Origin of the sequence: Wolbachia endosymbiont (group A) of Alloplasta piceator, from assembly GCF_964028505.1 — a bacterium.
GTDB classification, from domain to species: domain Bacteria; phylum Pseudomonadota; class Alphaproteobacteria; order Rickettsiales; family Anaplasmataceae; genus Wolbachia; species Wolbachia pipientis.
The window spans coordinates 744,781-770,033 of the sequence record NZ_OZ034793.1 but is presented as its reverse complement, the minus strand read 5'-3'; the positions used below and the strand labels follow the sequence as shown (position 1 = coordinate 770,033).

At 35.4% G+C, this 25,253-nt stretch carries 25 protein-coding genes, 1 tRNA gene and 4 pseudogenes; 9 read left to right on the top strand and 21 right to left on the bottom strand.

Annotated features, from left to right (window positions below):
* Positions 1 to 5: 5 nt before the first annotated feature.
* Positions 6 to 81 (bottom strand) — tRNA-His (locus ABWU31_RS03755).
* Positions 82 to 231: 150 nt separating this feature from the next.
* Between ABWU31_RS03755 and murJ the strand changes: the two genes are divergently transcribed.
* Both murJ and ABWU31_RS03745 read left to right on the top strand, forming a co-directional pair.
* Entirely contained in the window at positions 232 to 1,719 is a 1,488-nt protein-coding gene (murJ, locus tag ABWU31_RS03750) for a murein biosynthesis integral membrane protein MurJ (RefSeq protein WP_264707423.1), read from the top strand.
* Between the two features lie 3 nt (positions 1,720 to 1,722).
* Complete coding sequence (locus ABWU31_RS03745) at positions 1,723 to 4,266, top strand: AsmA-like C-terminal region-containing protein (protein ID WP_077188342.1); 2,544 nt, start codon at positions 1,723 to 1,725, stop codon at positions 4,264 to 4,266.
* 54 nt (positions 4,267 to 4,320) lie between these two features.
* On the opposite strand, the gene ABWU31_RS03740 is transcribed toward ABWU31_RS03745, so the two are convergent.
* Complete coding sequence (locus ABWU31_RS03740) at positions 4,321 to 5,514, bottom strand: phage portal protein (protein ID WP_077188343.1); 1,194 nt, start codon at positions 5,512 to 5,514, stop codon at positions 4,321 to 4,323.
* Between the two features lie 159 nt (positions 5,515 to 5,673).
* Here ABWU31_RS03740 and lipB point away from each other — a divergent pair, with 159 nt between their 5' ends.
* On the top strand, positions 5,674 to 6,291 hold the full coding sequence (gene lipB / locus ABWU31_RS03735) for a lipoyl(octanoyl) transferase LipB (RefSeq protein WP_077188344.1): 618 nt from the start codon (positions 5,674 to 5,676) through the stop codon (positions 6,289 to 6,291).
* Positions 6,291 to 7,268, top strand: a complete 978-nt coding sequence (locus ABWU31_RS03730; protein ID WP_353271078.1) for an LD-carboxypeptidase — start codon at positions 6,291 to 6,293, stop codon at positions 7,266 to 7,268. The genes lipB and ABWU31_RS03730 overlap by 1 nt, the downstream gene beginning before the upstream one ends.
* A gap of 345 nt (positions 7,269 to 7,613) precedes the next feature.
* On the opposite strand, the pseudogene ABWU31_RS03725 reads toward ABWU31_RS03730, so the two are convergent.
* The 6 genes and pseudogenes from ABWU31_RS03725 to ABWU31_RS03700 all read right to left on the bottom strand — a co-directional run.
* Positions 7,614 to 8,024 (bottom strand): annotated as a pseudogene (locus ABWU31_RS03725) (IS66 family transposase); the annotation flags it as partial.
* Positions 8,025 to 8,034: 10 nt separating this feature from the next.
* Positions 8,035 to 9,046 (bottom strand): IS630 family transposase gene (locus ABWU31_RS03720; RefSeq protein ID WP_353271077.1). Its coding sequence is split into 2 segments (ribosomal slippage): positions 8,035 to 8,583 and positions 8,585 to 9,046, totalling 1,011 coding nucleotides; the frame shifts between segments, so codons are not numbered across the junction.
* Positions 9,047 to 9,127: 81 nt separating this feature from the next.
* A pseudogene (locus ABWU31_RS03715) lies at positions 9,128 to 10,102 on the bottom strand (IS66-like element ISWen3 family transposase); the annotation flags it as partial.
* A 31-nt stretch (positions 10,103 to 10,133) separates the two neighbouring features.
* Positions 10,134 to 10,964: an ankyrin repeat domain-containing protein gene (locus ABWU31_RS03710; RefSeq protein ID WP_353271076.1), complete on the bottom strand. Its 831-nt coding sequence runs from the start codon at positions 10,962 to 10,964 to the stop codon at positions 10,134 to 10,136.
* A gap of 324 nt (positions 10,965 to 11,288) precedes the next feature.
* Positions 11,289 to 11,930: a fructose-6-phosphate aldolase gene (gene fsa, locus ABWU31_RS03705; RefSeq protein ID WP_236515101.1), complete on the bottom strand. Its 642-nt coding sequence runs from the start codon at positions 11,928 to 11,930 to the stop codon at positions 11,289 to 11,291.
* A 361-nt stretch (positions 11,931 to 12,291) separates the two neighbouring features.
* Positions 12,292 to 12,477 carry a hypothetical protein gene (locus ABWU31_RS03700; protein WP_006280029.1) on the bottom strand — a complete coding sequence of 62 codons (186 nt, stop codon included), beginning with the start codon at positions 12,475 to 12,477 and terminating at the stop codon, positions 12,292 to 12,294.
* 104 nt (positions 12,478 to 12,581) lie between these two features.
* Here ABWU31_RS03700 and ABWU31_RS03695 point away from each other — a divergent pair, with 104 nt between their 5' ends.
* Genes ABWU31_RS03695 through ABWU31_RS03680 form a run of 4 tightly spaced genes read left to right on the top strand, consistent with a single transcriptional unit; the run spans position 12,582 to position 13,632 of the window.
* Positions 12,582 to 12,866 (top strand): transposase, encoded by a 285-nt coding sequence (locus ABWU31_RS03695; protein WP_041573518.1) that lies wholly within the window; start codon positions 12,582 to 12,584, stop codon positions 12,864 to 12,866.
* Positions 12,867 to 12,887: 21 nt separating this feature from the next.
* Complete coding sequence (locus ABWU31_RS06745) at positions 12,888 to 13,310, top strand: IS3 family transposase (protein WP_182282499.1); 423 nt, start codon at positions 12,888 to 12,890, stop codon at positions 13,308 to 13,310.
* Positions 13,311 to 13,313: 3 nt separating this feature from the next.
* A complete protein-coding gene (locus ABWU31_RS06740; RefSeq protein ID WP_010082071.1) occupies positions 13,314 to 13,475 on the top strand; it encodes a DDE-type integrase/transposase/recombinase in 162 nt (53 codons plus the stop codon).
* Positions 13,468 to 13,632: an IS3 family transposase gene (locus tag ABWU31_RS03680; protein ID WP_010082072.1), complete on the top strand. Its 165-nt coding sequence runs from the start codon at positions 13,468 to 13,470 to the stop codon at positions 13,630 to 13,632. Before ABWU31_RS06740 ends, ABWU31_RS03680 begins: the two co-directional genes overlap by 8 nt.
* A gap of 498 nt (positions 13,633 to 14,130) precedes the next feature.
* Here the strand turns inward: ABWU31_RS03680 and folD are convergent, their stop codons facing one another.
* From folD to ABWU31_RS03655, 5 genes are all read right to left on the bottom strand, one after another.
* The gene (gene folD / locus ABWU31_RS03675) at positions 14,131 to 15,009 is read right to left on the bottom strand and encodes a bifunctional methylenetetrahydrofolate dehydrogenase/methenyltetrahydrofolate cyclohydrolase FolD (RefSeq protein WP_155968464.1); all 879 of its coding nucleotides are present in this window, start codon (positions 15,007 to 15,009) and stop codon (positions 14,131 to 14,133) included.
* Positions 14,993 to 15,568, bottom strand: a complete 576-nt coding sequence (locus tag ABWU31_RS03670; protein ID WP_006280027.1) for a UbiX family flavin prenyltransferase — start codon at positions 15,566 to 15,568, stop codon at positions 14,993 to 14,995. The genes folD and ABWU31_RS03670 overlap by 17 nt, the downstream gene beginning before the upstream one ends.
* Positions 15,561 to 15,827, bottom strand: a complete 267-nt coding sequence (locus tag ABWU31_RS03665; protein ID WP_010082293.1) for a DUF2312 domain-containing protein — start codon at positions 15,825 to 15,827, stop codon at positions 15,561 to 15,563. The genes ABWU31_RS03670 and ABWU31_RS03665 overlap by 8 nt, the downstream gene beginning before the upstream one ends.
* Entirely contained in the window at positions 15,799 to 17,124 is a 1,326-nt protein-coding gene (locus tag ABWU31_RS03660; protein ID WP_338482285.1) for an HlyC/CorC family transporter, read from the bottom strand. The genes ABWU31_RS03665 and ABWU31_RS03660 overlap by 29 nt, the downstream gene beginning before the upstream one ends.
* An 89-nt stretch (positions 17,125 to 17,213) precedes the next feature.
* Positions 17,214 to 18,392 carry an aspartate aminotransferase family protein gene (locus ABWU31_RS03655; protein WP_353271075.1) on the bottom strand — a complete coding sequence of 393 codons (1,179 nt, stop codon included), beginning with the start codon at positions 18,390 to 18,392 and terminating at the stop codon, positions 17,214 to 17,216.
* Positions 18,393 to 18,667: 275 nt separating this feature from the next.
* On the opposite strand from ABWU31_RS03655, the gene ABWU31_RS03650 reads away from it, so the two are divergent.
* The gene (locus tag ABWU31_RS03650) at positions 18,668 to 19,840 is read left to right on the top strand and encodes an NADH-quinone oxidoreductase subunit D (protein ID WP_077188163.1); all 1,173 of its coding nucleotides are present in this window, start codon (positions 18,668 to 18,670) and stop codon (positions 19,838 to 19,840) included.
* A 760-nt stretch (positions 19,841 to 20,600) separates the two neighbouring features.
* Here ABWU31_RS03650 and ABWU31_RS03645 read toward each other — a convergent pair.
* From ABWU31_RS03645 to ABWU31_RS03610, 8 genes and pseudogenes are all read right to left on the bottom strand, one after another.
* Positions 20,601 to 20,795 (bottom strand): annotated as a pseudogene (locus tag ABWU31_RS03645) (IS256 family transposase); the annotation flags it as partial.
* Between the two features lie 84 nt (positions 20,796 to 20,879).
* Positions 20,880 to 22,211 carry a DNA recombination protein RmuC gene (rmuC, locus tag ABWU31_RS03640; protein WP_353271074.1) on the bottom strand — a complete coding sequence of 444 codons (1,332 nt, stop codon included), beginning with the start codon at positions 22,209 to 22,211 and terminating at the stop codon, positions 20,880 to 20,882.
* Positions 22,212 to 22,394: 183 nt separating this feature from the next.
* A pseudogene (locus tag ABWU31_RS03635) lies at positions 22,395 to 23,253 on the bottom strand (IS630 family transposase).
* 166 nt (positions 23,254 to 23,419) lie between these two features.
* Positions 23,420 to 23,590: a DDE-type integrase/transposase/recombinase gene (locus ABWU31_RS03630; RefSeq protein WP_080717647.1), complete on the bottom strand. Its 171-nt coding sequence runs from the start codon at positions 23,588 to 23,590 to the stop codon at positions 23,420 to 23,422.
* A gap of 86 nt (positions 23,591 to 23,676) precedes the next feature.
* Positions 23,677 to 23,829, bottom strand: coding sequence for a transposase (locus ABWU31_RS03625; protein ID WP_007548649.1), 153 nt, complete (start codon positions 23,827 to 23,829; stop codon positions 23,677 to 23,679).
* 223 nt (positions 23,830 to 24,052) lie between these two features.
* Positions 24,053 to 24,187, bottom strand: coding sequence for a hypothetical protein (locus tag ABWU31_RS03620; RefSeq protein WP_007548509.1), 135 nt, complete (start codon positions 24,185 to 24,187; stop codon positions 24,053 to 24,055).
* A complete protein-coding gene (locus tag ABWU31_RS03615) occupies positions 24,184 to 24,318 on the bottom strand; it encodes an IS3 family transposase (RefSeq protein ID WP_007548354.1) in 135 nt (44 codons plus the stop codon). The genes ABWU31_RS03620 and ABWU31_RS03615 overlap by 4 nt, the downstream gene beginning before the upstream one ends.
* 105 nt (positions 24,319 to 24,423) lie before the next feature.
* Positions 24,424 to 25,134 carry a class II aldolase/adducin family protein gene (locus ABWU31_RS03610; protein ID WP_077188560.1) on the bottom strand — a complete coding sequence of 237 codons (711 nt, stop codon included), beginning with the start codon at positions 25,132 to 25,134 and terminating at the stop codon, positions 24,424 to 24,426.
* Positions 25,135 to 25,253: the final 119 nt, after the last annotated feature.

Genomic DNA, 25,253 nt, shown 5'->3' with positions numbered 1-25,253 from the left:
TTTAGTGGGGCGAGCGACCAGGATCGAACTGGCGACATTCAGTACCACAAACTGACGCTCTACCAACTGAGCTACGCCCGCCAAGATATAAAATTTCTAACATAAGAGCGCAAATAGTCAATTGATTATTTAACTCTCTTTTTGCAGAGGGTTTTAAGTTTAGCCAATAAATATTTTCATTGATACTTTTACCATTATAGTTAATTGTATTGACACTAATGAAGTAGTGGTATGTTTAAAAGTATTTTCACATTTAGTTTTTTTACGGCTATTTCAAGGATCTCAGGGTTAATAAGGGATGTATTAATTGCTACGGTTATTGGCGCAAACTCTCTTGCAGACATATTTTTTTCTTCGTTTCGCTTTGCCAATCTATTTCGAGCATTTTTTGCAGAAGGAGCATTTACCACGTCCTTTATACCGTTATATTCAACAGAATCACACGATGATAAAAAGGCATTTAATTTTGCAAGTAGTGTAATATCCATTACGTTTATTATCTTAGTAATTTTTTGCCTTATTATGCAAACTTTCTCCCCTTATATGATTCAAATTTTTGCTCCTGGATTTGACCAAAGTAAGTTTACCCTTACTGTTACTTTATCAAGAATTATGATGCCCTACATAATCTTTGTTTCAATTGCATCACTTATTGGTGGAATGCTGCAAGTAAAGCAGCATTTTGCTTCAACAGCTATTGCACCAATCGTTTTGAATCTTTGTTTAATCATCAGTTTGTTTGTGCCTTACGTAAAAACCTCAGCGCACAACCTTTCTATAGCTGTGCTGATAGGAGGAGTTTTTCAGTTGTTGCTGATGCTATTTAGTGCATATAAATTAAAGGCAGCTTTTTCTTTTAGCCTTGAATTAAGCAATGAAGTAAGGTTATTTTTTAAGCGTGTGGTACCTGCAATTATCAATAATTGTGTAACTCAAATAAGCTTATGGATTGATACAATCATGGCGAGTTTTATACCAAATGCGGTGTCCTATATATATTATGCCGATAGACTAAATCAACTACCGCAGGGAATAATCGGTACTGCAATTGGTACAGTGCTTCTTCCTTTAATTTCAAAACAGGTGGATAATACTGAAAATATAGTCAAAATACAGAACAAGGCTCTCAACATAGGATTAATGTTAATTATGCCAACAACTGCTGCCTTTATCATTATTCCCGACATAATTTTACTTACGCTTTTTTCTTACGGCCGGTTTGATCATTATGCAGTGCAGCAAACTGTTCCCACTTTAATAGCATTTTCTCTTTCTTTACCTGCATTTATTATAAATAAAGTATTGCTACCTACATTTTTTGCTAAAGGCAATCTGAAAATACCAACCATATTTTCGCTAATGTGTCTTGGAATTAATGTAGTGCTAAACCTTTTGTTAATGAACGAGTATCAGCATACGGGGATTGCTATTGCTACTTCCGTTTCCACTTGGATAAACTCCATTCTATTAATTAGTTATTTAACAATAAATAAAATGTATAAGGTTAGCCAAGCGTTATTGTTAAATGTCATGAAAATTTTTGTAGCAACGGCAGTCATGTCAATAGCCCTTTATATTTTTAATTCTTTGTTGGCAGGATTATTTTTTGATAAAATGTTGGCTCGTATTGTTTATTTAACGACTTTAATAGCTTTGAGTGTTATTGTTTATTTTGGTATTCTCTATTTAATATTTAAGGGAAACTTTAAGCATGTGTAAATTATGAGACTTTCTTTATATGCTATATTATCAATCTCGCTGCTATTAATTCTCATGCATGTTGCTGCAACTTTTAAGGATTGGAGTGGCTACAAAGGATATGTTATAAAAGAGTTGGAGAAGACGTATGATGCTAAAGTGCATATTGGAGGAAAAATTAAAGTTTCGTTGATTACCCCAAAGCTCACTATCTATAATGTATATATACAATACAACGAGAATAAAGAGCAAAAGTTATCAGATTTAATTAGTGTAAGAAAAATTGAAATAAGGCCATCGTTCCTATCGTTGCTTTTATTCTCATTGCAACCAAAGTCAATCACATTGTTTGGCATGAAAAGCAATAAAGAAAATTTACTTAATATTATAAATGCAAAAGCCAGTGGTAACATAGTTGATATAGTAATAAAAGACAGCCAAGTAAGTTTTAAGAGTGATTTCGCTGATATTGTTAACATAAAGGAGGTTGCTGTAAAAAAAAATAGGCAATTCTCTGGTAAAGTAAAGGTAGGTGATAATAATTACGATTTTTCAGGAAAGGTTGATATCACAAAAAGGGACGTACACATTAGTGTTGAATCAAATTTTGTAAATTTGCTATTTACAGGTAATAGAAATCAAGAAGAACTCCAGGGTAATTTAACACTAACGATTAATAATAGTTCCGGTTCTGTGAGTAATTTAGCAAAAATCATTAATCTTAGCTTTCTCCCTTGTGTTATTCCTAGCGAAAATATCAAGATATCATCCAATATAAGTCTTAACGAAAGTGAGTTTACGGTAACTGACTTAAAAATTGATTCCAAAAGCATGCAAGCCAGTGGTACAATACAAAACGATAGAAAAAGCGATCACACTAATCTCAATATTAGCTTCAGTAAAGTTGACTTAGATTCCATACAAAATGATTCACAAAAAACAACAAATATAAAAGACCTTCTGGAATGCTTTAGAGCAGTTGTGCCAAAGAACTTGAGCTTAAATTTTAATATAGAAGCTTCTAACATTCAATATCAAAACAAAATATTGGACAATTTCCGTGCTGTACTAAAATCCACTGATGGCAAAGTAAAAGTTAATACGCTTCTTAAATTTCCTGGAATCAATAATATATCTTACTTATCAGGAGAGATCTCAAACAATAATGTCCTATCTGAATTCAACGGTGATTTATTAGTCGAAGGAAATGATTTTGAGTCATTCATTTCATGTTTTTTCCCTTCTATAAAGATGAAAGAAAACCAGAAAAATCAATTTACACTAAGTTCTAAACTGCACCTTGCACCAAGAATATTATCTATCTCAGACATTAGACTGCTAAATAATAAGGAATCCTTGCAAGGGTCAATTAGAGTAAGCCATACAAAAAAACACAATGTGGTCAATGGTGAATTTAGCATGCATAATCTTGATGCAGATAAATATGATCATTCATTATTTAGCAGTTTACCTAAAATGCAATGGCTGAAAAATTTTCAGTATGATACAAATATAAAGGCCCGTGTTAATAACCTTACATTGAATGATACGAAAATTAAAAATTTGGATTTTTTGCTGAAAATGGAAAAAGGTAAGCTAGTTGCAGATAAAATAAAACTATCTGGAGAAGATTTCGATATTACCGGTAATGCAAAAATATTAGCAGATCAAAAATACGCCAAACCTTTATTAGATGTTAACCTTACGGGCAGTAAATTTAATGGAAAAATTATTACATTACCAAATTTAGTAGAGACGAAAAGAAATTCAAGAAATGAGATAGATCAAATTCAATGGTCAACAAAGCAGCTTGATTTTTTGGATGATAAAGAAGGCTTTGATGCAAATGTGCAAATCAATACTGCAGAATTTAAAACCGAGCAGAATGTTTTAAAAGATTTTAATTTGGATGCGGTAATGAGAAACAACACTATCACTATCAGGCAGGCAAGTTACGTATTAGAACGCGGGCAAGTGTTTTTTCAGGGTTATTTAAGATCAGACTCAATAAATACAAGATTTTCTATTGTAAATTTGGACACTAAAAAGATTGGTAAGGTTATAGGAATTGACAATGTAAATGGTCAGGTAAGCTTAAATGGTGAAATCAAAACTCAAGGAAAAAGTTTTCATGATTGGGCTAGTAACTTATCAGGAGATGTAAACTTACAAGCGCAAGGAATAGAAGTTACTAATGTAGATTTCAATTCATTTATCACTAATTTGTTAAGCAGTAATAATAAGTCTGAAATCTCCACACTTGCTTATATTGATATATATAATGGTAAAACATTTTTTGAAAATATTAGCGGAAAAGCAAGTATTAAGAGTGGTATATGTTCAACTAGTTTACAGTTCGGGATTGATCAAGCATCAGGGTCGATCTCTTCTAATTTAACCTTATCTAACTTCACTTTAAATTCTATATTCAGGTTCTTTTTCATACCACCAAACTATAGTAATCCAATCTATATCGATATGCACTTGGATGGCCCTATTTGGCGTCCTAAGATGAGTTTTGATGTAGACCAAATCTTCATCGCTCTGGTTGGCAAGAAAAATAGTTAATTTACTTAGGTGTACGGTTTAGGGGACAATAAACTCATCTGAACGGATACAAACTTAACCTAACTCATCACCACCTGGCAGTGGTGGCAAGCCAAATGCTTCTCTCTTTTCGTTGAGCGTCATGAAGCTTGCGTTTTCTACGTATTTCCACAACTTTTGTCTCTTTTCCATGAGAATTTCTATTGCATCTTTGTCGTACGACAAGCACAGATCTTCACCAAATCTTGGTGTCAGCCAAGAATTCAGGTGACAGATAATATTTTCTAGCGTTGGTAAAACCGTCTGCTCCCAGAGGGATAAGCGTGCTTCGACTAAATTGCTATAAGTGTTATCACCTGGTATGCCAAGCAACTGAGGCGGAACGCCAAAAGCCAGGGCAATATCACGAGCTGAACTGTGTTTGGACTCAATAAAATCCATATCCCTCGGCGAAAGACTCATCTCCTTCCACTCCAAGCCTCCTTCAAGCAATATCGGTCTTCCAGCGTTTATAGAACCTGAATAATGATCATTTATCTGCGCTTTTAAGCGTTGGTACTGCTCTTGACTTAAACTTCCACCACTCCCGTCCTTTGCTGATTTCACAACTATTGCACCACTTGGTCTTGCTCCGTTTTGCAACATCGCTTGATTCCAAGCACCCGCCTGATTATGCTGATCTATGCTATATGCAGCTGCCTCAATCGGTGATAGCCCATACCAATCATTCAAAGGGTTAAAGGTCTTTAGGTGCAACACTGCTGAACGTCCGGTTAGTTTATCAACTTTAAAGTCATAACTGTTGTTATTTATGGTATAACGATAGATATAAGGAACGTTATTTCTCCCTGGAACAATTTCAACCCTATCTGGGCGCAGAAGATAAAGCTCTGTTGGTGGTTTTCTACTATTCTGTGACTCAATCATCAATATATAAGAATTGCCGTTAACTAACCGATAAGTTACAATCCCCTCAATAAATTCCGATTTTGATGTCATTGGGTTAGGAGAATAAAGTAATTTCAGTAATGGATGGGCTTTTAGTTGCGATTTTCCCTGTTCAGTAAGCTGGCAGAGAGTAAAAGGTACCGAAGATGCAGCACTTGCAATCATATTGATTGCTCGAAAGGCAATAACATTTTTTATGTAACCTTCCTCAGCAAAACTTACATAATCACGCTTACTCCAACTTGGCTCCATCATTAGCTGCAAAGCAGAATATTTAGTAAATACTGCGCTTTTTTTTCTTTGAAAGATGTTGAAATTCATATGTGCCTCATGAAAGATGTTTAAAAGTTAAAAGTGTTTTAGATTCTGTAGTTAAACTAAGACATAGATCCCAGTGTCACGCACTGGGATGACGGAAGGAAAGCACTTGGGTGACAGGAAAAGAACGCACTGCTATACTAAAAAGAAAAGAAATTGAACATGACAGAATGGCTAATATCTAATCAGCTTATTGATTATAACTGCGCTGTAAAATCTATGGAAGAGAAAATTCAACAAATTCACAATAATTCAGCAGACGAATTAGTATGGCTACTCCAGCACCCTCCACTTTATACTGCAGGAATCAGTGCAACAGATGACGACGTTGTTGAAAAATTATTTCCTATATATAAAACAGGAAGGGGTGGTAAACACACATATCATGGTCCAGGACAGCGCATCATATATTTAATGTTAAACCTTAAAAAAAGAAATAAATGCGACATAAAGCTATATATTAGAGACCTAAGTAAGTGGATAATAAATGTTTTAAAGCAATTTAATATACTTGGAGAATTTAAAGAGGATAGAATAGGCATTTGGGTAAACCATAACGGAGTAGAAAAAAAAATTGCAGCTTTTGGTATCCGTTTAAGAAAATGGGTAACTTATCATGGCATAGCGCTTAACGTCTTTCCAGACCTCTCTCACTATAAGGGTATTATTCCTTGTGGGTTGCAAGGTTATGGCGTCACGTCAATGGAAGAACTAGGAGTGAAAGTTCCACTCTCTGAATTGGATGATATACTAAAAAAAGAGTTTTATAAGATATTTTAATGATTGTTTATCTTTTATATTTCATTCTCACTTTATGTGCTAACACAAGTATTCATGCAATCGACCAAGTTGATATTATTGCTCCTTCTTCGAAGGGAAAAGAATCAGATCTGACTACTATAAAAGAATATGTAGAAGCTTTGGATTTTAATCCCCATATTTCGGAGAAAATATATAGTAATGATAATCCATTTTATTCCAACTCTGATGAATTCAGAGCAAATGATTTGATTAGTGCACTAACTAATGATAGTAAAATAATTTGGTGTATCAGAGGAGGAGAAGGGCCTTCTCGGTTAATTCCCTATCTAGAAAAGTTACCCAATGATAAAAAAGAAAGGATTGCTCAAAACAAAAAGATCCTCATAGGCTATAGCGATATAACTGCCTTGCACATCCATCTACAAGCTAAATATGATTGGCAAACTCTTCACGGCACCATGTTGGAAATGATAGTAAATAACTCCGTTTCTGAAAGCTCTGTTGAAAAATTGAAAGAGTTAATTCTTAACAAGCGGGATTCTATCAGATTTGATAACCTAAAGACGATAAATAATGGCATTAGACTAAAAGATGGCAGATTAGAGTCTAAAATCATCGGTGGTAATATGACTCTAGTTGAAAATAGTATAGGAACCGCTTGGCAAATAAATGCGAAAGGTAAAATTCTATTTTTAGAGGACATAAGAGTTTACCCATACGCAATAGAGCGCAGTTTAGATCACCTAAAACAAGCCCACATCTTTGATGGAGTACATGCAGTAATCTTTGGGGATTTCGTTAACTGCTATAACGATAACCTTGTTGAAGTTATAAAAGAAAGGTTTGCAAAAAGTGTTAACTTTCCTGTATTTACAATGAAAGGGGTAGGCCATGGACATACAAATGATCCTTTACCTTTTAACACTCACGCTATTATTAGCGTTCAAGACGAAAAAGAAGGTTTGTTTTTTATGGATGTGCAAAATGTTAGCTAATCTTATAGCTAACGAAGCTCTACGTCATACCGCCGCGGTATCTCAGCCGCTAACAAGAGATCCCGCTAACAAGCAGCGGGATGACGAGCTTATCGTCATACCACCATGAACCGTCATACCGCCACGAACCGTCATACCTTAACATAGATCCCGCTAACAAGCAGCGGGATGACGGTTATTGTTTAGCTATAAATGTTAAGAAATTTACCAAACGAAAAAAAGGCAAAAGAAGCCCCGTGGTGGTTGGCTATTCACTATGTACTAAAATATCGGCGTTTTTTTTATTCTAAAACGCTTGATTAAGAGCGATTTAGCTGCTTCTAAGTATCCGTTCAGGAGAGTGGTTTAAGAAACAATAGATAGGAGATTTTGGAAAGGATTGAGACCCCTTTGTTTCCAAGTTAAGTATAATGAAATTATCCGCTCAAGGAATGTATTTCCCCGCTTTGATTGTGTAAAATATGAGTTTTTGCGATAAACGACATAATGCCGAATTTGCCGTTCAGCGTGGTTATTTGTCAGCGGAATATTTTCTGGGTCATCTAAAAATTTCCACATCATTCTTTCAGATCTCAGAACATTTTTTGCAACTCGAGAGGCTCCAATTGCTTCAGGTAAACGAGATATCTCCTTCAAGTAATACTTTGTACGTTTTCTTAATTTTCTGGCACGTCTGACAAACCTCAAAACATCTATCTCACTTTTTAGTAAAGCTTTTTTTAGTGCAAATAATTCAGTGGCCACGTTTCTCAAGTAATACCAATTCTCATTGTTGTCCAGTCAAATAGGAAACATTGCAGAGTTGTTTAATTGTGGAGCTGGCAAGAGAAGTAATAAATTTGCACAAAGCACCCTCAAGTAGAGCAATTGTATCGTATATTTTATTGCGCAAAATGTTCTGTTTTATACATAACCAAAGCCTCTCAACAGGATTTAGCTCAGGTGAGTATGGAGGTAGGTATATAATGTCGATATTTTTAGGTACCTTTAAATTTTTTGACCTATGCCAACTAGCACAGTCCATAACGAGAAAAGCCTCTCGTGTTTCTAGATATTGCGAAATTTGCTCAAGAAATATGTTCATGCAATCAGTGTTGACATTTGGTGCAAATAAGCTAGAACTCTCTCCATTTCTAGGATTAACTGCACTATAGAGATAGAAATTTTGCCTACCTAATTTTGTTTTAACCTGTGTTCTAATCCCCTTTTTAAACCACCCATGTCCAACTTTTGAATGTGTGCCAAACCGTGATTCATCAAAGAAAAATAGCTCTTTTTCTGGATACTTGCTAATAGCTCCATTGAGATTTTTTTTTGAATTCCTCTTGTTTGCTTTTATCTTGTCCATTATGAACTGGTCTTGGTGTAATATATGAGAATTTCATCTTTTGCATATGGCGGTGTACTGTAGATTTGCTGATATTTAATCCGAACTTTTCCTGGATTCTTATTCTCATTTCTTTAATGGTGATATTAGGATTTTCTTCTATCCACTCTTCAATTTGCTGTAGTTGAGCCTGATTTAATTTAGTTTTTCTACGACGTTGTGAAGGAGCAAACAGTTTTTCTTCTCTGCCAATTTTCAAGAGTTTTACCCACGAAGTTAGTGCGCTTCTTGAAATGCAATATATTTTTGCTACAGCCGTTATACTGTACTTTTTTGCTGCAATTACAGCATTTAGTTTTTTTGAAACATATGCATTATTCCTTACTTTCTTCAGCATTTCTTTTGCTGATTCTACTACTTTTTCATCCAATAATTTTGATCTTAATGCCATTTAAACCTCGCTATTTTACTTACTTCAGTATGGCTTTTCTTCCATCATTGTCCATCTGTTTGCCCTGTAATGGGAATTGGTATAACAACCCAGAACTTTAACTTCAATATTCCAACTATGTGCTAATCTTTCAAAATCTCTTGATAAATGTGCCCAACAGATTTGCCTGTTTTTATCGGCAAAATAATTCTATGCTGCATACCTGTCAGTTATTACCAAGCTATTGCGATTGCAGAATTTACTATTTTGTAAAACTTTCATTCCTCTTGACTCTGTAAATTTTACAAAACTTGCCGTATTGCTTGCAAACATCCAACACCAAGCGAGTTTACCTTTGTTATAATGGCTCGTTTCATCAATATGTAGAACTTTACTCCTACTTATCTCTTGTTCGATCTGCTCATACATTTTTTTGCATTTTGAAGCAACTCTATGTTCACTATTTGATATGCTACCGACGCTTATGTTCAAATTGAAGATATCATTTACGACACTCGCTATTTCGCGTTTTGAATTTTTGTAGAATCCGCTGAACGCTGCAATTATTGACTTAACCCTTGGACCAAATGTATCTGGCGTAACACCTTCCGGTAACTTGCTACTTCTTCTCTTTCCGCATCTCCGACAACGGCCATGTTCTAACTGATATTCCACTACATAAGGCTTGATTTCTGGAAGATCAACTTTCTGATGAATATATGGTTTTTCACATATTGCAATTTCTCCTCCGCATTCGCAAGTATTAGGCAACTCTATCTTTACTACTTTATCTGCATCCATGTTGGCGCGAAAACTTCCTTTATGACCAACCTGACCGCCAATATTCCTTTCGCTTTTCGGCTTATTCTTTTTTATTTTATACAACTCTTTGGAACTTGGTATTGATGAATTTTTTGAGCTTAAACCGAGTCTTTCTCTTAACTCAGCATTTTCTATCTTTAAAGCCTTATTTTCTGCTTTTAAACTTTCATTCTCTTTTTCCAATCTTTCTATTTTTGCTTCTAACCTTTCTATTTTTTGCTGTAAATTTTTGCAAAGTTCTAAAAGGTTTACCATATTATTTCACTTTTGCTCTATGATTATCTTTTTAGATCACCTTGTCTACCTTATTCTGCCACTCCGCTGAACGGATACTACTGTTTAATGAATGCTCTGATGACTTATATGCAACCCCATAGGAAATTCCACCAACGATCAGTGCAGATGCCACAGTAATTCCAACTATTGCTAGTGCAGGTAATGCAGTAGCATAAATGAGTGCTAATGGAGCAACAATGGCAGCTAATATACCTACAGTAATTCCTGCTGTTATAGCTTCAGGTCTATGAATAAATGATGGATCTGCACCATAATTTAGCAGAAGTTTCGCTACTTTTGGATGTTGATAATTTAGTCTTGGATGTTCACCATGAGTGTAATAAACAGCATAATATAAAGGAGTTCTTCCGTCTTTATCTTGTGCATTAACGTCTGCTCCCTCTTCTAGCAAAACTTCTACTACTTGTGTGTATCCATTCTCAGCAGCATAATGTAAAGGACTTCTTCCATATCTGTCCACTACATTAACATCTGCCTCTTTTTTTATAAGATGTTTTACTACTTCTATATGACCACTATAAGCAGCATAATGCAAAGGAGTCCCTTTATCTTCATTTTGTGCATTAACATTAGCTCCGTTTTTTGTTAAGTATCTTACTACTTTTTCATAGCCATTTTCAGCTGCTATAAGTAATAAATTGCACTTGAGCACTATAAACGTGTAATTTATATCAAATTCGTTTTTTTTCCACTCATCATATGTAAGTTGATTTTCCTGCTGCAGCTTATCTTTAATTCTATCAATTAAATTTTCCTTACTCAGATCTGGACTACTGTTGACTTCTTGTAGTGTTAACCTTAATGTCATTTCCTTCTCCAAGATATAAAATTTTATTATGGCATATGGAGTGGATTATGTCAATGAAAAACTAAGAAACTGGTTCTTCTTTTTTTCTATAGCTTTAGGTTTACCTACAATTTGAAAAACAACAAATTCGTCATTCCGCTACTCGTTAGCGCCTCGGCGGTATGATGTAGGGAAACCTTTCTTGGGTTAGCTATAAAGTTAAAATTCGACCAGGGCAGCCGCAATAAGGTAGCAAACGCCATCATGTCTTTAGGAGAGTTTGCTAATGAAGGCTCTTAAGTTGACGCCATTGCCTGAACGGATACGCCAATTTTTATGTTCATTTGTAACCGTTTATTATTTTACACCCCAGTCTTTTTCAAATATTGCTAGTCCTTGGTCAGTAAGTGGGTGATTAATTAATTGTCTAAGTACTTTTGCTGGCACAGTAATTGAATCAGCACCAAGCCTTGCAGCTTCTATTACATGCGCTGGGCTTCTCACTGATGCAACAAGAACCTTAGTATCAAAACCGTAATTAGAATATATAGTACATATATCTTCTATTAGCGATAAGCCATCATAGCTTATATCATCAAGGCGACCAATAAAGGGGGAAATAAAACAAGCACCGACCTTAGCGGCAAGCAGTGCTTGTCCAGGAGAAAAACATAATGTGATGTTAACAGGTATTTTATGCTCTGTCCATAACTTTTTACAAGAAATTAATCCTTCATGTGTAAGAGGTAATTTGATCACAACATTATCAGCAATTTTTGCTAAATTCAGACCTTCTGTGATCATCTCTTCATGGCTATCTGCAACAACTTCAACACTAACAGGCCCTTTTATAATAGAGCATATTTCACGCACTAAATCCTCGTATTTATCTTTACGCCCGGACTTTGCTATTAAAGAAGGATTAGTTGTTATGCCGTCAATGAACTCCTTTAGTTCTTTAATTTCATTTAAATCAACGCTATCAAGAAAAATTTCCATATTAATCTCCTATAAAAAAAATACCCTTGCAAAATCTTGTCATCCTACCGCTTGACTTACAACCGTATGAACTTCCTGCGTTGTAAACATCAAACGGCCGATAACACAACTGTACAAATATTGAGACATAAGAGTAATTTGTACCAAGAAAAAAGATGTCATCCCAGTGCCCAGACCCCTTAGACAATGTACCATCTTTTGATTTTGTCCATTCTGGGCGGGGTTTTCAAGTTCTTTGATCTTAAATACTACATCTACTTTATCAAGATCAATGTTGACTTCTTTTACTAATGTCCTAATAAGACTACGTTTGGCTTGCCAATCTAGGTCCGATTTAACACTAGAATAAAAGCCCTTTATGCTATTTGTAATAAGATTCATTTTCTGCCGTATTCCCTTTTACCTTTTTCTTCTCTCCTTTAATCTCTTTTAAACGTTCCTTCATTTTTTTTATTGCCTGCTTAAAGTCTTCCTTACTTATAGTTAGTGCATACTTTGTTGCCGTAAAAACTTCTGGTACCCAAACAATTGTAATAAGTATACACAATCTTTGTCAACTATTTTCGGCACTGGTATATTGACCTTACCCAGAAAAAGTGGAGAGAAAGAAAAGAGTTTTTTTGGGTAAAATAAAATTTTGGAGGATTAGAAATGGTAAGAGAATATACAGCAGAATTCAAATTGGAAGCTGTTAAACTGGCAAATGAACAAAGAAAGGTAGGTCAACCAGTTGCAAAAGTAGCAAGAGATCTAGGAATAAGGGATAGTGTATTAGGAAAATGGATGAAGAAATATAACGAAAAAAAGTCAGCGGCAAATGCATTTCCAGATGTAGCACCTTATGACAAAGAGAGATTTGATTTACAGAAAGAGTTAGCAAAAGTAACAAGAGAAAGAGACATTTTAAAAAAAGCCCTGGCCAGTCAAAAAGAGTAAAATATTTTTTTATAAAAGAGCATAGTAACTGCTATAAAGTACAGGAATTATGTAGGATTTTCTGCTAGTGGCTACTATAAGTGGACCACAAGAAAAATAAGCAGTAGAGAATCAGCAAATAAAGAGCTACTCGAAGCTATTCAAAAAATATATCAAGTTTCTAAATGTAGATATGGAGCTCCTAAAATTCATGCTGAATTGAAGGCTTTGGGTAAAAGTTGCAATTTGAAAACGGTGCAAAGTATTATGCAGAAAAATGACATCAGGGCTATACTGAGAAGAAAGTTTAAAATTAAAAAACAACAAACAGATAATAGAGCTGTAGCTCCCAATATACTAGATCAAAACTTTATTGTTGATCAACCAAATAAAGTATGGGATTACTTACATCAAAACCAAGGAGGGATGGCTATATTTGGCAGCAATAATTCTCACGTATGGTAGTTAATGAGTAGTGCAATAAACAAACAATTGGTTATGAACTCTTTATTAATGGCCATTAATAGGCGTAAACCTGTTAAAAATCTACTGCTGCACAGTGACCAAGGTTCACAATATACTGCGCAAGGGTATCAATATCTCTTAGCTGTAAAGAATATAGATGAGTAATAAAGGCTGTTGTTACGACAATTCTGTTGCAGAAAGCTTCTTTAGCTCATTGAAAAGAGAAATACTTATTGATACTTCACAACACTCTGCTCAACAAACTAGAACTGCAATATTTGAATACATAGAAATTTTTTATAACAAACAACGTCACTATTAACTATTGCATTCCAGAACAATTTGATGCATCATTCTTTTTGTAAAAAACATTCCACACTTTCTCTCCACTTTTTCTGGGTAAGGTCAGATACTATAAACTATAAAAAAATTTCTCCGATAGTTCATATAGCAAGTAAATTCACAAAATGAAGACTATTATTTTTATTACAGGTGTATCTACGGTTGGAAAATCAAGTTTGGCTCATATATTAGGTTCAAAGCTTTTTATGCCTAGAAACTTTGCAATTCCACTAACTATAGCTAACCCAAGAAAGGTTTCCCTACGTCATTCCGCTAACGAGTAGCGGAATGACGAATTTGTTGTTTTTCAAATTGTAGGTAAACCTAAGCCACTTTAGCTATACTTGTAGAGAAAAAAGAATAGATGATGATCCTAAATATTTAATAAATTTGACTACTGAGGAATTTCAAAAATCTCAATTTTTTATTAATTGTGATATGGTACATTCTATCTTCATATAGCTTTCCTCTTCATACCTCAACTAATGAAATCAGAAGCATCAACTCCCTTTTGCAAGCAAGCAGCAATAACAGTGTTCATCATTAGAAATGCAATGGTCATTGGGCCAACGCCCCCGGGTACTGGGGTCATAGCTTTGGCTTTCCCTTTTATTCCTTCAAAGTCAACATCACCTACAAGCTTTCCTACGTTAACGCTATTTATGCCAACATCGATCACTATTGCACCTTTCTTTATCCAGTCTGCTTGAACAAAATTTGGCTTTCCGACTGCTGCAACTACTATATCCGCTTTAGAGCAATATTCAGCTAAATCCTTGCTTTGTGAATGCAAGATGGTGACAGTGCAGTTTTCTTGCAATAGCAGGTAAAACATTGGCTTGCCCACGATATTTGACCTACCAATTACCACTGCGTTTTTACCGGAAAGGTTCTCTTCAATTGACTTAATTAAATGCAAAGAACCTTTAGGAGTGCAAGGTATAAGGCAGTTTTTTTCACCTTTAACTAATTTGCCAACGTTTTCATCATGAAAGCCATCTACATCTTTTTCAACACTTACTGTGTTAATTACTCTGCTTGCACTAATATGATTTGGTAAAGGCAATTGCACTAAAATGCCATGCACAGATGGATCTTCATTTAATTCATTGATTTTTTCAATTAATTCATCTTCTGAAATATTATCAGGCAAAACAATGGTCTCAGAACTTATGCCTATTGATTCTGCTTTTTTCTGTTTGTTGCGAACATAAACCTGACTTGCTGGATTGCTGCCCACGAGAATTACTTTCAGGCAAGGAAAAATGTTATACTCTCTCTTTAAAATATCAATTTTTTGTGATAGCCTCTCACATAGGTCGTTTGCTATTTTTTTACCATCAATAATAATTGTCACTTCCTTGCCACTCCTTAAAGTCGGGTAATTTGATATCAAATAAATCCAATACTTTGCCAACAGAATGATTAATAATATCATCCAACGATTTCGGTTTAATATAAAAAGCAGGCACTGGTGGAGCAATAATTGCTCCCATCTCCGTTAATTTTAACATATTTTGTAAATGCCCAAGATGCAGTGGTGACTCTCGCACCATAAGAACTAACTTTCTTCTTTCTTTTAGCGTTACATCTGCAGCCCTTGTCAATAGATTGGAAGTAACACCTGATGCGATTTCAGACATTGTCTTCATAGAGCATGGTGCTACAATCATCCCTGAGGTTTTAAATGAGCCGCTTGCTATTTTTTCTCCAATCTTTTCTTCAGAATAGTAAAAATCTGCAAGTGATGTAATATCTTCAAGTTTTTCTTTAATCTCGTGAGCTAAAGTTATTTTCCCAGCACGACTTATCACTAAATGAGTTTCATAATCGACGTCTTTCAACGCTTCTAAAATACGCACACCGTAAATAGAACCAGATGCTCCACTTATTCCAATTACAATTCTGCTATTCACTTAACTCTTCTTCGTAGCTCATTCCCAATGCACGTTTATAGGTATCAAGCAATATTTCTTGTTCCTCTCTGTCATCATCATCCATCTTCCTCAGCCTAATAATTTGTTTCATCACTTTTATATCCCAACCTTCATCTGCGGCTTTTGCATATACATCACGAATGTGATCTTGCACATCCCTCTTTTCTTGTTCAAGTTTTTCGATTCTCTCTATGTAACCCTTTAACTCTTCAGCCGTTATTTTTACTGTATCTTCCATGAAACTCCACTAATTGATTGCTGCTACTAGTATTACCAGTTTTTACTTGCACTTCAACAACAGTAATAATATTTTTATCTTTTTTTAAAATCTTAAAGCGAAACCCATACATGGAAAACTCCTCGCCTTCGTCAGGAATGCGCTCTATTTCATTTACAATCATACCTGCTAGAGTTGTAGCTTCTTCATCAGGGAGATTCCAGTATAACTGCCTGTTAATGTCCCTAATAGTAGATTTTCCTTCTATGTGATACATATTATCAGATATTTTCTTTATAAAATTCTCCGTAATCAAATCATGTTCATCCGAAATTTCTCCAACTATTTCTTCCAGTATATCCTCAAGAGTTACAATTCCCTGCAGTGCTCCATACTCATCAATAACAAATGCAAGGTGTTTCCTGTTCTTACGGAAGTTGTGAAGTTGCACGCTGAGCGGTGTACTTTCTGGTATGAACCAAGGCCTTGACATAACTTGGGTAATGTCAACTTCTTCCGCTTTATTATTCTTTTCACGCAAAGCATTTATTAGAGCTTTCACGTGAATTACACCTACAATGTTATCTGGTTCCTTCTGCCATAAAGGTACTCTACTGTGACTGCTGGTTAAAATCTCTCTTATTAACTCTTCTTTATTCCGATCTATATCAAGAGAAAATAGGTTTCTTCTATGGGTCATAATTTGTGATATCTCTGTCTCAGCCAAATCAAGTATGCTGCTTAGCATATCTAAATCCTGTTGCAACATAGTTCCTTCACTGCGGTGAAGAGTAATCATATTACGCATTGCATCCGCTGCAGATATCACTTCCTTATCTTTATGCAGCCCACATAATTTTAGGATGAGGTTAACAATAAATTGAATACCTAGTGTCAATGGAGAAAAAATCTTTACAAAAAACAATACAAAATAAGCAGAAAATGATGCAAATTTTTCAGGATTTTGAATAGCATAAGTTTTTGGTAGAACTTCGCAGAACAATAAAATACAAAATGTCATTATAATTGTTGATAGGAGAATGCCCTCATTTCCAAAAAGATTGATAAATATTGCTGTAAATAAAGCAGAGCAAGTAATATTAATAATTGTATTGCCGAGCAATACCGTTCCTATTGTCAATTCTTTCCTATTTAATAAGCGATCTATTACCCTGGCTTTTTTGTTACCGTCTAGCTTTAGCTTATTAACTCGAGAACGGCTAATTGAGGTTAAGCCTATTTCTGCTCCTGAGAACAAAAACGATAAAACTAACAAAACAAAAATTGCTGATGATACTAAGACCAATAACCAATCCATTAAAGTACGATGTTATTGTGATAAAAAATAAAATTAATTTTACATGTTATGAGAGGCATTTGCAATGCCTGAATTTATATTGCCGAATTTTATATACCTTTAATCTTAAAAAACAAATCATAAAGCATATTACACGCTGCGTTCACATGCTCATCCTCAATGATAAGTGGTGGGGTTACCCTTACTACTTTGTTGTTTAAAACCCTAGTTATTATTAAACCTTTATCAAGAGATCGACTAATAATTTTATCAGCTACAGGAGTTGCTAGTTCTATTCCCATTAGTAACCCTTCTCCACGAACTTCTAAAATCATCTCAGGAAATTCTTTAGCTAAAAGCAACAGCTTTTCTTTTAAATCTTTACTAATTTTTTTAACATGATCAAAAAAGCCTTCTTTTAGCATTATATCGAGCACTGCATTACCAACAGTCATGGCAAGTGGATTGCCACCATAGGTTGATCCATGAGTTCCTGGAGTGATTGCTTCTGCTATATAATCTTTCACTAAACATGCAGCTAAAGGAAAACCGTTACCCATAGCTTTTGCACAGGTTAGCATATCAGGTTCAATGCCGACATTTTGATAATGAAATAAAGAACCGATGCGTCCATATCCGCACTGCACTTCATCAAAGCACAAAATTATTCCTTGAGCTTTTGTTATTTCCCTTGCTTTTTGAAGATATTCTACGTCTAGTGGATATACTCCACCTTCGCTTTGTATGGGCTCTAAAAATACAGCAGCTATTTCATTGTTGATTTTTTCTTCTAATGCTTTAATGTCATTTCTTGGCACTTTATCAAAACCAGAAAGGAGCGGAGCAAAACCTTCGCGTGATTTTTCATTGCCTCCAGCAGAAATTGCAGCAATACTGCGGCCATGAAAGCCTCCTTCAATTGTAATAATACGATTACGTTTTGCTTGCCCTTTTGAATAAAAGTAACGACGAATAAACTTAATTGCAGCTTCTGTTGCTTCAAGCCCACTTGAGCAGAAAAAAACTTTATCTGCAAAAGTAAGGGTTGTTAAACGCTCGGCAAGCCTTTCTTGCTCGGGAATAGTGAAAATGTTAGAGCAGTGCCATAATGAGCTCGATTGCTCTTTCAGCTTATCTGTAATGTATGGATGACAATGCCCTAAAGAAGTTGTAGAAATACCTGCAGCAAAATCTAAATATTTTTTACCATCTTTATCAAAAAGATATGCCCCTTCTCCCCTGAATATAGGAGTGTCAAGTCTATTATACGCATTAACAACATGATCCATTTTATAAGTATTGTGGTATTATCTATACTATACCTGAAATGAATCCATTAACACAAAGCTTTTCCTTTAACCTCTTATGCTACTTCAACTAAAAATTTGGCTAATGCAAACCTTTTTTGTCATTCTATAGCTAAAGTGACTTGGTTTTACCAACACTTATTAGCCATTGTAAAAGTTTTTGTTTCTATTGAATGATAGTTGTAGCCTATGCAAGAAGTTTATTGACTTTGAGCGCACTTTAGCCTATACAATTTTAATATCTTAAACTACTGGACATGCCCGATCTAAAGACAATGATGTTAAATTTTGGACCTCAGCACCCAGCTGCACATGGAGTGTTGCGTCTTGTTTTAGAGATGGATGGTGAAGTGATCGAGAGGGCAGATCCCCATATTGGGCTTTTGCACCGCGGTACTGAAAAATTAATAGAACATAAAACGTATCTTCAAGCTTTGCCTTATTTTGATCGCCTTGATTACGTATCACCAATGTCACAAGAGCATGCATATTCACTTTGTGTGGAGAAATTGTTGCAATGTGAAGTGCCAATTAGGGCAAAGTATTTACGTGTCTTGTTTTGTGAACTGACGAGAATACTAAATCATTTACTGAACGTTTCTTCTCAAGCACTTGATGTTGGAGCAATGACTCCTCTTTTATGGCTCTTTGAAGAAAGAGAAAAAATACTGGAATTTTACGAAAGAGCTTCAGGTGCAAGGTTTCACGCAGCTTACATCAGGCCAGGTGGAATTGCAGCAGATGTTCCAGAAGATTTGATTGAGGATATTGCAAAGTTTATAGAGCAATTTCCAAAATATATAGACGATGTTGATGAACTTTTAACAGAAAATAGGATATGGAAGCAACGCACTGTAGGAATTAGTGCAATATCAATTAAACAGGCACTTGATTGGGGCTTTAGTGGCCCAATGTTGCGCGCTGCTGGGCTTGCTTGGGATTTGCGAAAAAGCCAGCCATATGAGATATATGATCAACTAGATTTTGATATACCGATCGGCCAAAATGGCGACTGTTATGACCGTTATCTAGTTAGAATGGCAGAGATTAGGCAATCTATCAGTTTGGTGAAGCAGTGCATAGAGAAAATGCCTGAAGGGCAAATAAAAACTGAAGATAGAAAAATTTCTCCACCGTCAAGAGCAGAGATGAAAAAATCTATGGAAGCTCTGATTCACCATTTTAAGCTCTATTCAGAAGGATATCACGTACCAGAAGGTGAGGCTTACGCAGTTGTTGAGGCACCAAAAGGTGAGTTTGGAGTGTATATAGTTTCAGATGGTACCAATAGACCTTATAGGTGCCGAATAAGAGCACCTGGCTTTGCGCATTTACAAGCCTTAGACTTTATGGCAAAAGGACACATGCTTGCTGACGTTGCAGCAATTATTGGCTCACTCGATATAGTTTTTGGTGAGATTGATAGGTAATCATTGGTACCCGTTCAGGCAATGGCGTCATGCAAGTAGCTGACACATAACTGTACGAACATTTGTTTGCAAAGGCAGTATGTTAAGTGTTATAGCCGATTTTGCCTCAAACACAAAGGCAGTGCCTTGACTACTTGGATCCAGAAAAATTGATTGTGTACTATACAACATTTTTGATCAAAAGCGTAACCGTTCACTGTTAGACTGCATTCTGTGATTTTTAGCAAAACATGATCTTTCATTTGAGCTTCCTTCAATTTAAAATAAATACAGAAAATTGCTGCCTATAGCTAAACTGACTTAGATTTACCAACAATCGTCATCCCGCTACTTGTTAGCGGCTAAGAGATACCGCGGCGGCATAGCTATCTTCAAAAATATGGTTGAATAATTGTGTGTATAATTATTAATATTTTTAAGCACTTTGGCTATGGCTTTATCTAAGTTTCTCGACCCTAAGCTGGATTTAACCTTCAAAAAAATATGTAGGGTCAAGAACTGGCGCGCCTACTTTAGGGTTTGGTGGCTGATCCATTGTTTTCACAATAGGCCTCAATCCAAATTCCCATGTTAACGTTTCCAGCTCCCGCCTCGTCAAACGCAGCATCCGCACTACGCTTTCCTAGCAGATTCTTTACCAAAGTTTATAACATATTGTGCTGGTGATGCTTTCGGTTTGTAATACCTTATTCTGTAGTCTGAATATAGACCCAGCGTTTTGTATATCCATTCGCTACTCCACTTCTTCCAACCAAACCCTCTCTTCACTTTCAGCTAATAAGTGATTTTCTATTTCACCTTCCAAACTTGCCTCCAGCAGCTTTTTTATAAATGGTGTAAATGCTCCATCCCTTCCTGTTAATGGTCTGCCTTCCCTTATTGATGACAGTATATTTGCTTCCAGTTCTTTGTAATCTACCAAACCGGTAGTTCTGTTTACTACTTTCTGACTCATTGTCAAACCTCCATTTTTTTTATATCAATTTATTACTTTTTTTTTGGTTTGACACACTTTTTTGAACATTCCCTGTTAAGATGCCTAATCTACTTTCAGCTCCTCAGTATGTAAACTGCGTGGTAAAGACTCTAATTCCTTTGCAGCACTTAAACTTTTATTTTTTGCATGTATACCAAGCTTATTGAATTCTCGAGCAGCAGGAAACACCCTTGCTTCAAGAGAGCCAGCAGTTTTATTATAATGATCAACAGCACTTTTTAAGCTCCTGCGCAAATTATCAAAGTTTTCACCCATTGTGCAAATGCGCTCATATAAAATATGACCTAGTTCACTGATTTTCTTTGCGTTTTCAGCTATCATCTCTTGCTTCCATCCATACGCTATTGCTCTCAGCAACGCAATTAGAGTGATCGGTGTTGCAATGATCACTTTTTTTTCCACTCCAATCTCTATCAAAGCAGGCTCATATTCCAGTGCTGCGCTAAAAACCCCCTCCCCTGTTAAGAAAAGCACCACAAGTTCTGGCGTATTTTCAAATTGATTCCAATACTCTTTTTTACCCAAGTCATTTATGTGTTTTTTTATTGCCAGGGAATGGTTCTTTAATTTCTCCTTTTGTATTTGCAAATCATTTTGTGATATAGCATCCATGTAAGAATCAAGCGGCACTTTAGCATCTATTATTATTTGCTTTCCAGATGGCATTTTGATTATTAAATCAGGACGCAATAAATTATCCTCGTTTTTATCAATCACTGACGGCTGAGTAAAAAAATCGCAATACTCAATCATTCCTGCCATTTCTACCACTCTTTTGAGTTGCATTTCACCCCATTTGCCCCTAATGTGAGGTTTCCTCAGGGCATTAGCAAGGTTGGAAGTTTGGTTCATCAGCGCTCCAATTTGCTCCTTTAAACCTTCATAGGCCACTACCCTCTCCTTTTCTAGCTCACGTATTTCATTATCGAATTTTTCTAATTTTTCTTTTATTGGAGTTACAACTTCGTTGATCGTTGATTGTCTTTTTTTGAAATCGCTTTCCGTTTCTTTTAATTTACTATCGATTACTTCCTTTGCTAAGTTCAGAAAATTATTGTTATTTGTTTGCAAAGCATCAAGAGAGAGCGCTTTAAAAGTGTTTGTTAATCTCTCCTCTGCTTTTGTTAGTAATTCTATTTCCTTTTTCTTTTCCTCACGTTCTTTTTGCAGAGTTACTTCAAGTTCTGCTCTTTTGACCCTTAAATCAACTATTTCTTCATTCTTCGTAAGCAAAGTTTGCTTTGTTTCTTGAAGTTCTTGCTCTAATTTACATAAATTACCCTCAAGGTTTGCTTTCTTTTCGCTCAGTTTTTTTACGATAATGTAGAAAAATAGTAATAGAGAGACAACCAGAGCTATAGAATTGAAAAGCATCAGAATAAAAAAGCTGTATTTACAATTCTATATGATTTTTGTGTGTATAAGAAAGAAAAAAGGAGCACCTAAAGAGGTGACCTTACCCAGAAAAAGCAGAGAGAAAGTTAAGACGTTTTTATCATGAGAATAAATTGTGCAGGAATGCAATAGTTTAGCATTTCTCATAATAGTCCGAATAGGTCATAGGAAGGCAGAATCAACAGCACGACGAAAGGATTCGAATAGAGGAATGTTTTTCCTGGCTCTGTTTTTTATAGCAAACCAATGATGCTCAATTTTGTTAAAATCTGGAGAATAAGGCGGCAGATACAAAATTTCTGCACCGACTCCTTTAGCGAGCTTGATAAGCTTATCAGACTTATGAAAAGTAGCATTATCAAGAATGACAGTTTGTCCAGGTTCTAAGATCGGTGCCAAAAATTGCTCAAACCATCCATTAAAAATATCCATATTACAGTGGCCTTCAAATGTTAATGGAGCAACTATCTTTCTTCTACTTAAGGCTGCAACCATGCTGATTCGTTGAGTTTTTTTCCAGATTTTAGGGCATAAAATCGCTGTCCTTTCTGGCAATACCCATATGGATAGTCCTCCGTGTTATCAATCCCAGACTCATCTATATACACTAAGTTTTCTGGTTCTTTTGTTGCTATAATTTTTAAGAATTCAGCACGTTTTTCTTCGTTCCTTTCCTTGTATCCATATGTCTTTTTTTGCGCGTAAATCCAATTTTTCTGAGAGCTCGGTGGATCGTTTGGATACTAACGTTGCCCCAAAGTTTAGCCATTTCCGACAGAGTTTTTCTACCGTGTTTTTTAGCAAATTCGATAAACTTATTCCAGTCGATAATTTTCTGATTGTAACCTCCATTACCGAGTTTTTTTGACTGAAAGTCGCCTGTTTCTTTTTTTCTTTGCTGCCACTCCCACAAAGTAGTTCGTCCAATTTTAAATCTTGCTGCCACTGCTTCTCTGCTTTCCCCTTCGTCTAGTGCTTCCATTGCTTTTTTTCTTAAATCATAACTATATGCTGCCGGCATCCAACCTCCTTATCGCCATCTATCCTTAATCTTATCATATCCGGACTTCTGTGGAAAGAGCTATTAATAGTAGAATGTCTACGTTATTTGTTATAAAAGATTTCTATGTATTCAAATATGGCAGTTCTGGTTTGTTGAGCGAGAAGTATCAATAAGCAGCTCCCTTTTAAGTGAACTTTTCTGCAACAGAGTTATCGTAACAACAGCCCTTATGGCTCATGCTGGAAATGATGTTTTTTGTATTCAATAGAAATTGGTAATTTTGAGAGGTATACTGTGACCCTTGATCGCTATGTAACAGCAGATTTTTATCGGGTTTGCGTTTATCAACGGCCATCAATAAAGAATCTATAACTAATTATCATGTTACTCATTAACCACCATGCGTGAATATAGGTCAATTATTGCCGCCAACAACCTTCTTTAGTTTTTATGTAGGTAATCCCAAACTTTATTTGGCTGATCAGTAGTAAAATTTTGATCCAATGTGTTAGGAGCCACAACTCGGTTGCTTATTTGCTGTTTTTTATTTTTGAACCTTCGTCTAAGCTTGGTTTTAATGCCATTTTCTTGCATAACACTTTGTACTGTTTTAATTTTTGCCTGAAGCTTTTAATTCAGCGTGAATTTTAGGGGCTCCATATCTGCATTTAGAATGCTTGATGTATTTTTTGAATATCTGCTAGAAGCCCTTCTTTTGCTAATTCTTTACTGCTTTTTTCCTTAGCAACCCATACCACCAGTACAAAACCCTACATAGTTCCTGTGTTTTATAGCAATTTCTATATAAAAGAATACTTTACTCTTTTTCTTTGCCCAGGGCTTTTTTTAAGATGTCTCTTTCTCTTATTAGCTCTTTTTTTAGATCAAATCTTTCTTTGTCATAAGGAGCCTTTGCCTGGAAATGCGTATGCTCCAGACATTTTTCCATCATATTTTCTTACTTAACATACTGCCATCTATACCTAGATCTTTTGCTATTTTTGTACTTGCTTGACCTGTTTCTTTAACCAGCTTAACAGCTTCTAATTTGAATTCTGCTGTATATTCTCTTCTATTTGTCATATTTTGAAAAAACGTTTTATTTTACTCCAAAAACGTCTTAACTTTCTCTCTACTTTTTCTGGGTAAGGTCACTACTTGGATGACAGATAGTAGTGCGAAAGTCTCTTACAACTTACTTTTAATTAGTCTAACCCATGCGTGCCAATCCCTCTCACCAAGATTGCTTTCAAAAGATAGGAGATCCTTTACAGCTTTTGAGCAAATTTCTTCACTTGGAATTGATAACTCCTTATTCATTGCTAACGTTAAACATTGAGTTTTGCACGCTTGTTCTAAATGATACGTGTAAAACATTGCTTCTTGTATAGTCCGACCACACGTTATAGATCCATGATTACGCATTAACATGACAAAATTTTCTTTCAGATCAGCTATTAACCTCTTTCCTTCTGTATCGCTAAGTGCTAGGGAATTATAATTATGGTAAGAGATTTTATTGTAAAAGTGCAGTGCCCATTGACTTATAGGAAGCAGCCCATCTTTGAGAGAAGAAACCGCTACAATAGAAGGTGTATGCAAGTGAAAAATTGCTTGAATATCTTTCCTTGCTTGATAAATAAAACCATGAATTATATAGCCAGTTCTATTATATTGATATTCTTTGCCTTCAATTACATCTCCATCAAATGATACTTTCATTAACGAACGTTCATCTACTTCATCAAAACGCATACCAAACGGATAAATATAAAACGACTTTTGATCTTCAGAACGCACTGAAAGGTGAGTATATGTATGATCATCGAACTTAAGGTAGGACAAAATCTGATAGGCATAGACTAGATCCCTTTTTACTCTGCTCTTTGTTAACAACACAATCCTCTGTTAGAATCTTCTGAAGGTTTATACGCGAAAAGAGACTTGTAGTAAACTAATAAGTCTATGCCACTCTGTCTTGCTTTCTGAATACCAAACACTTTTGTGTTGTAGCTTGC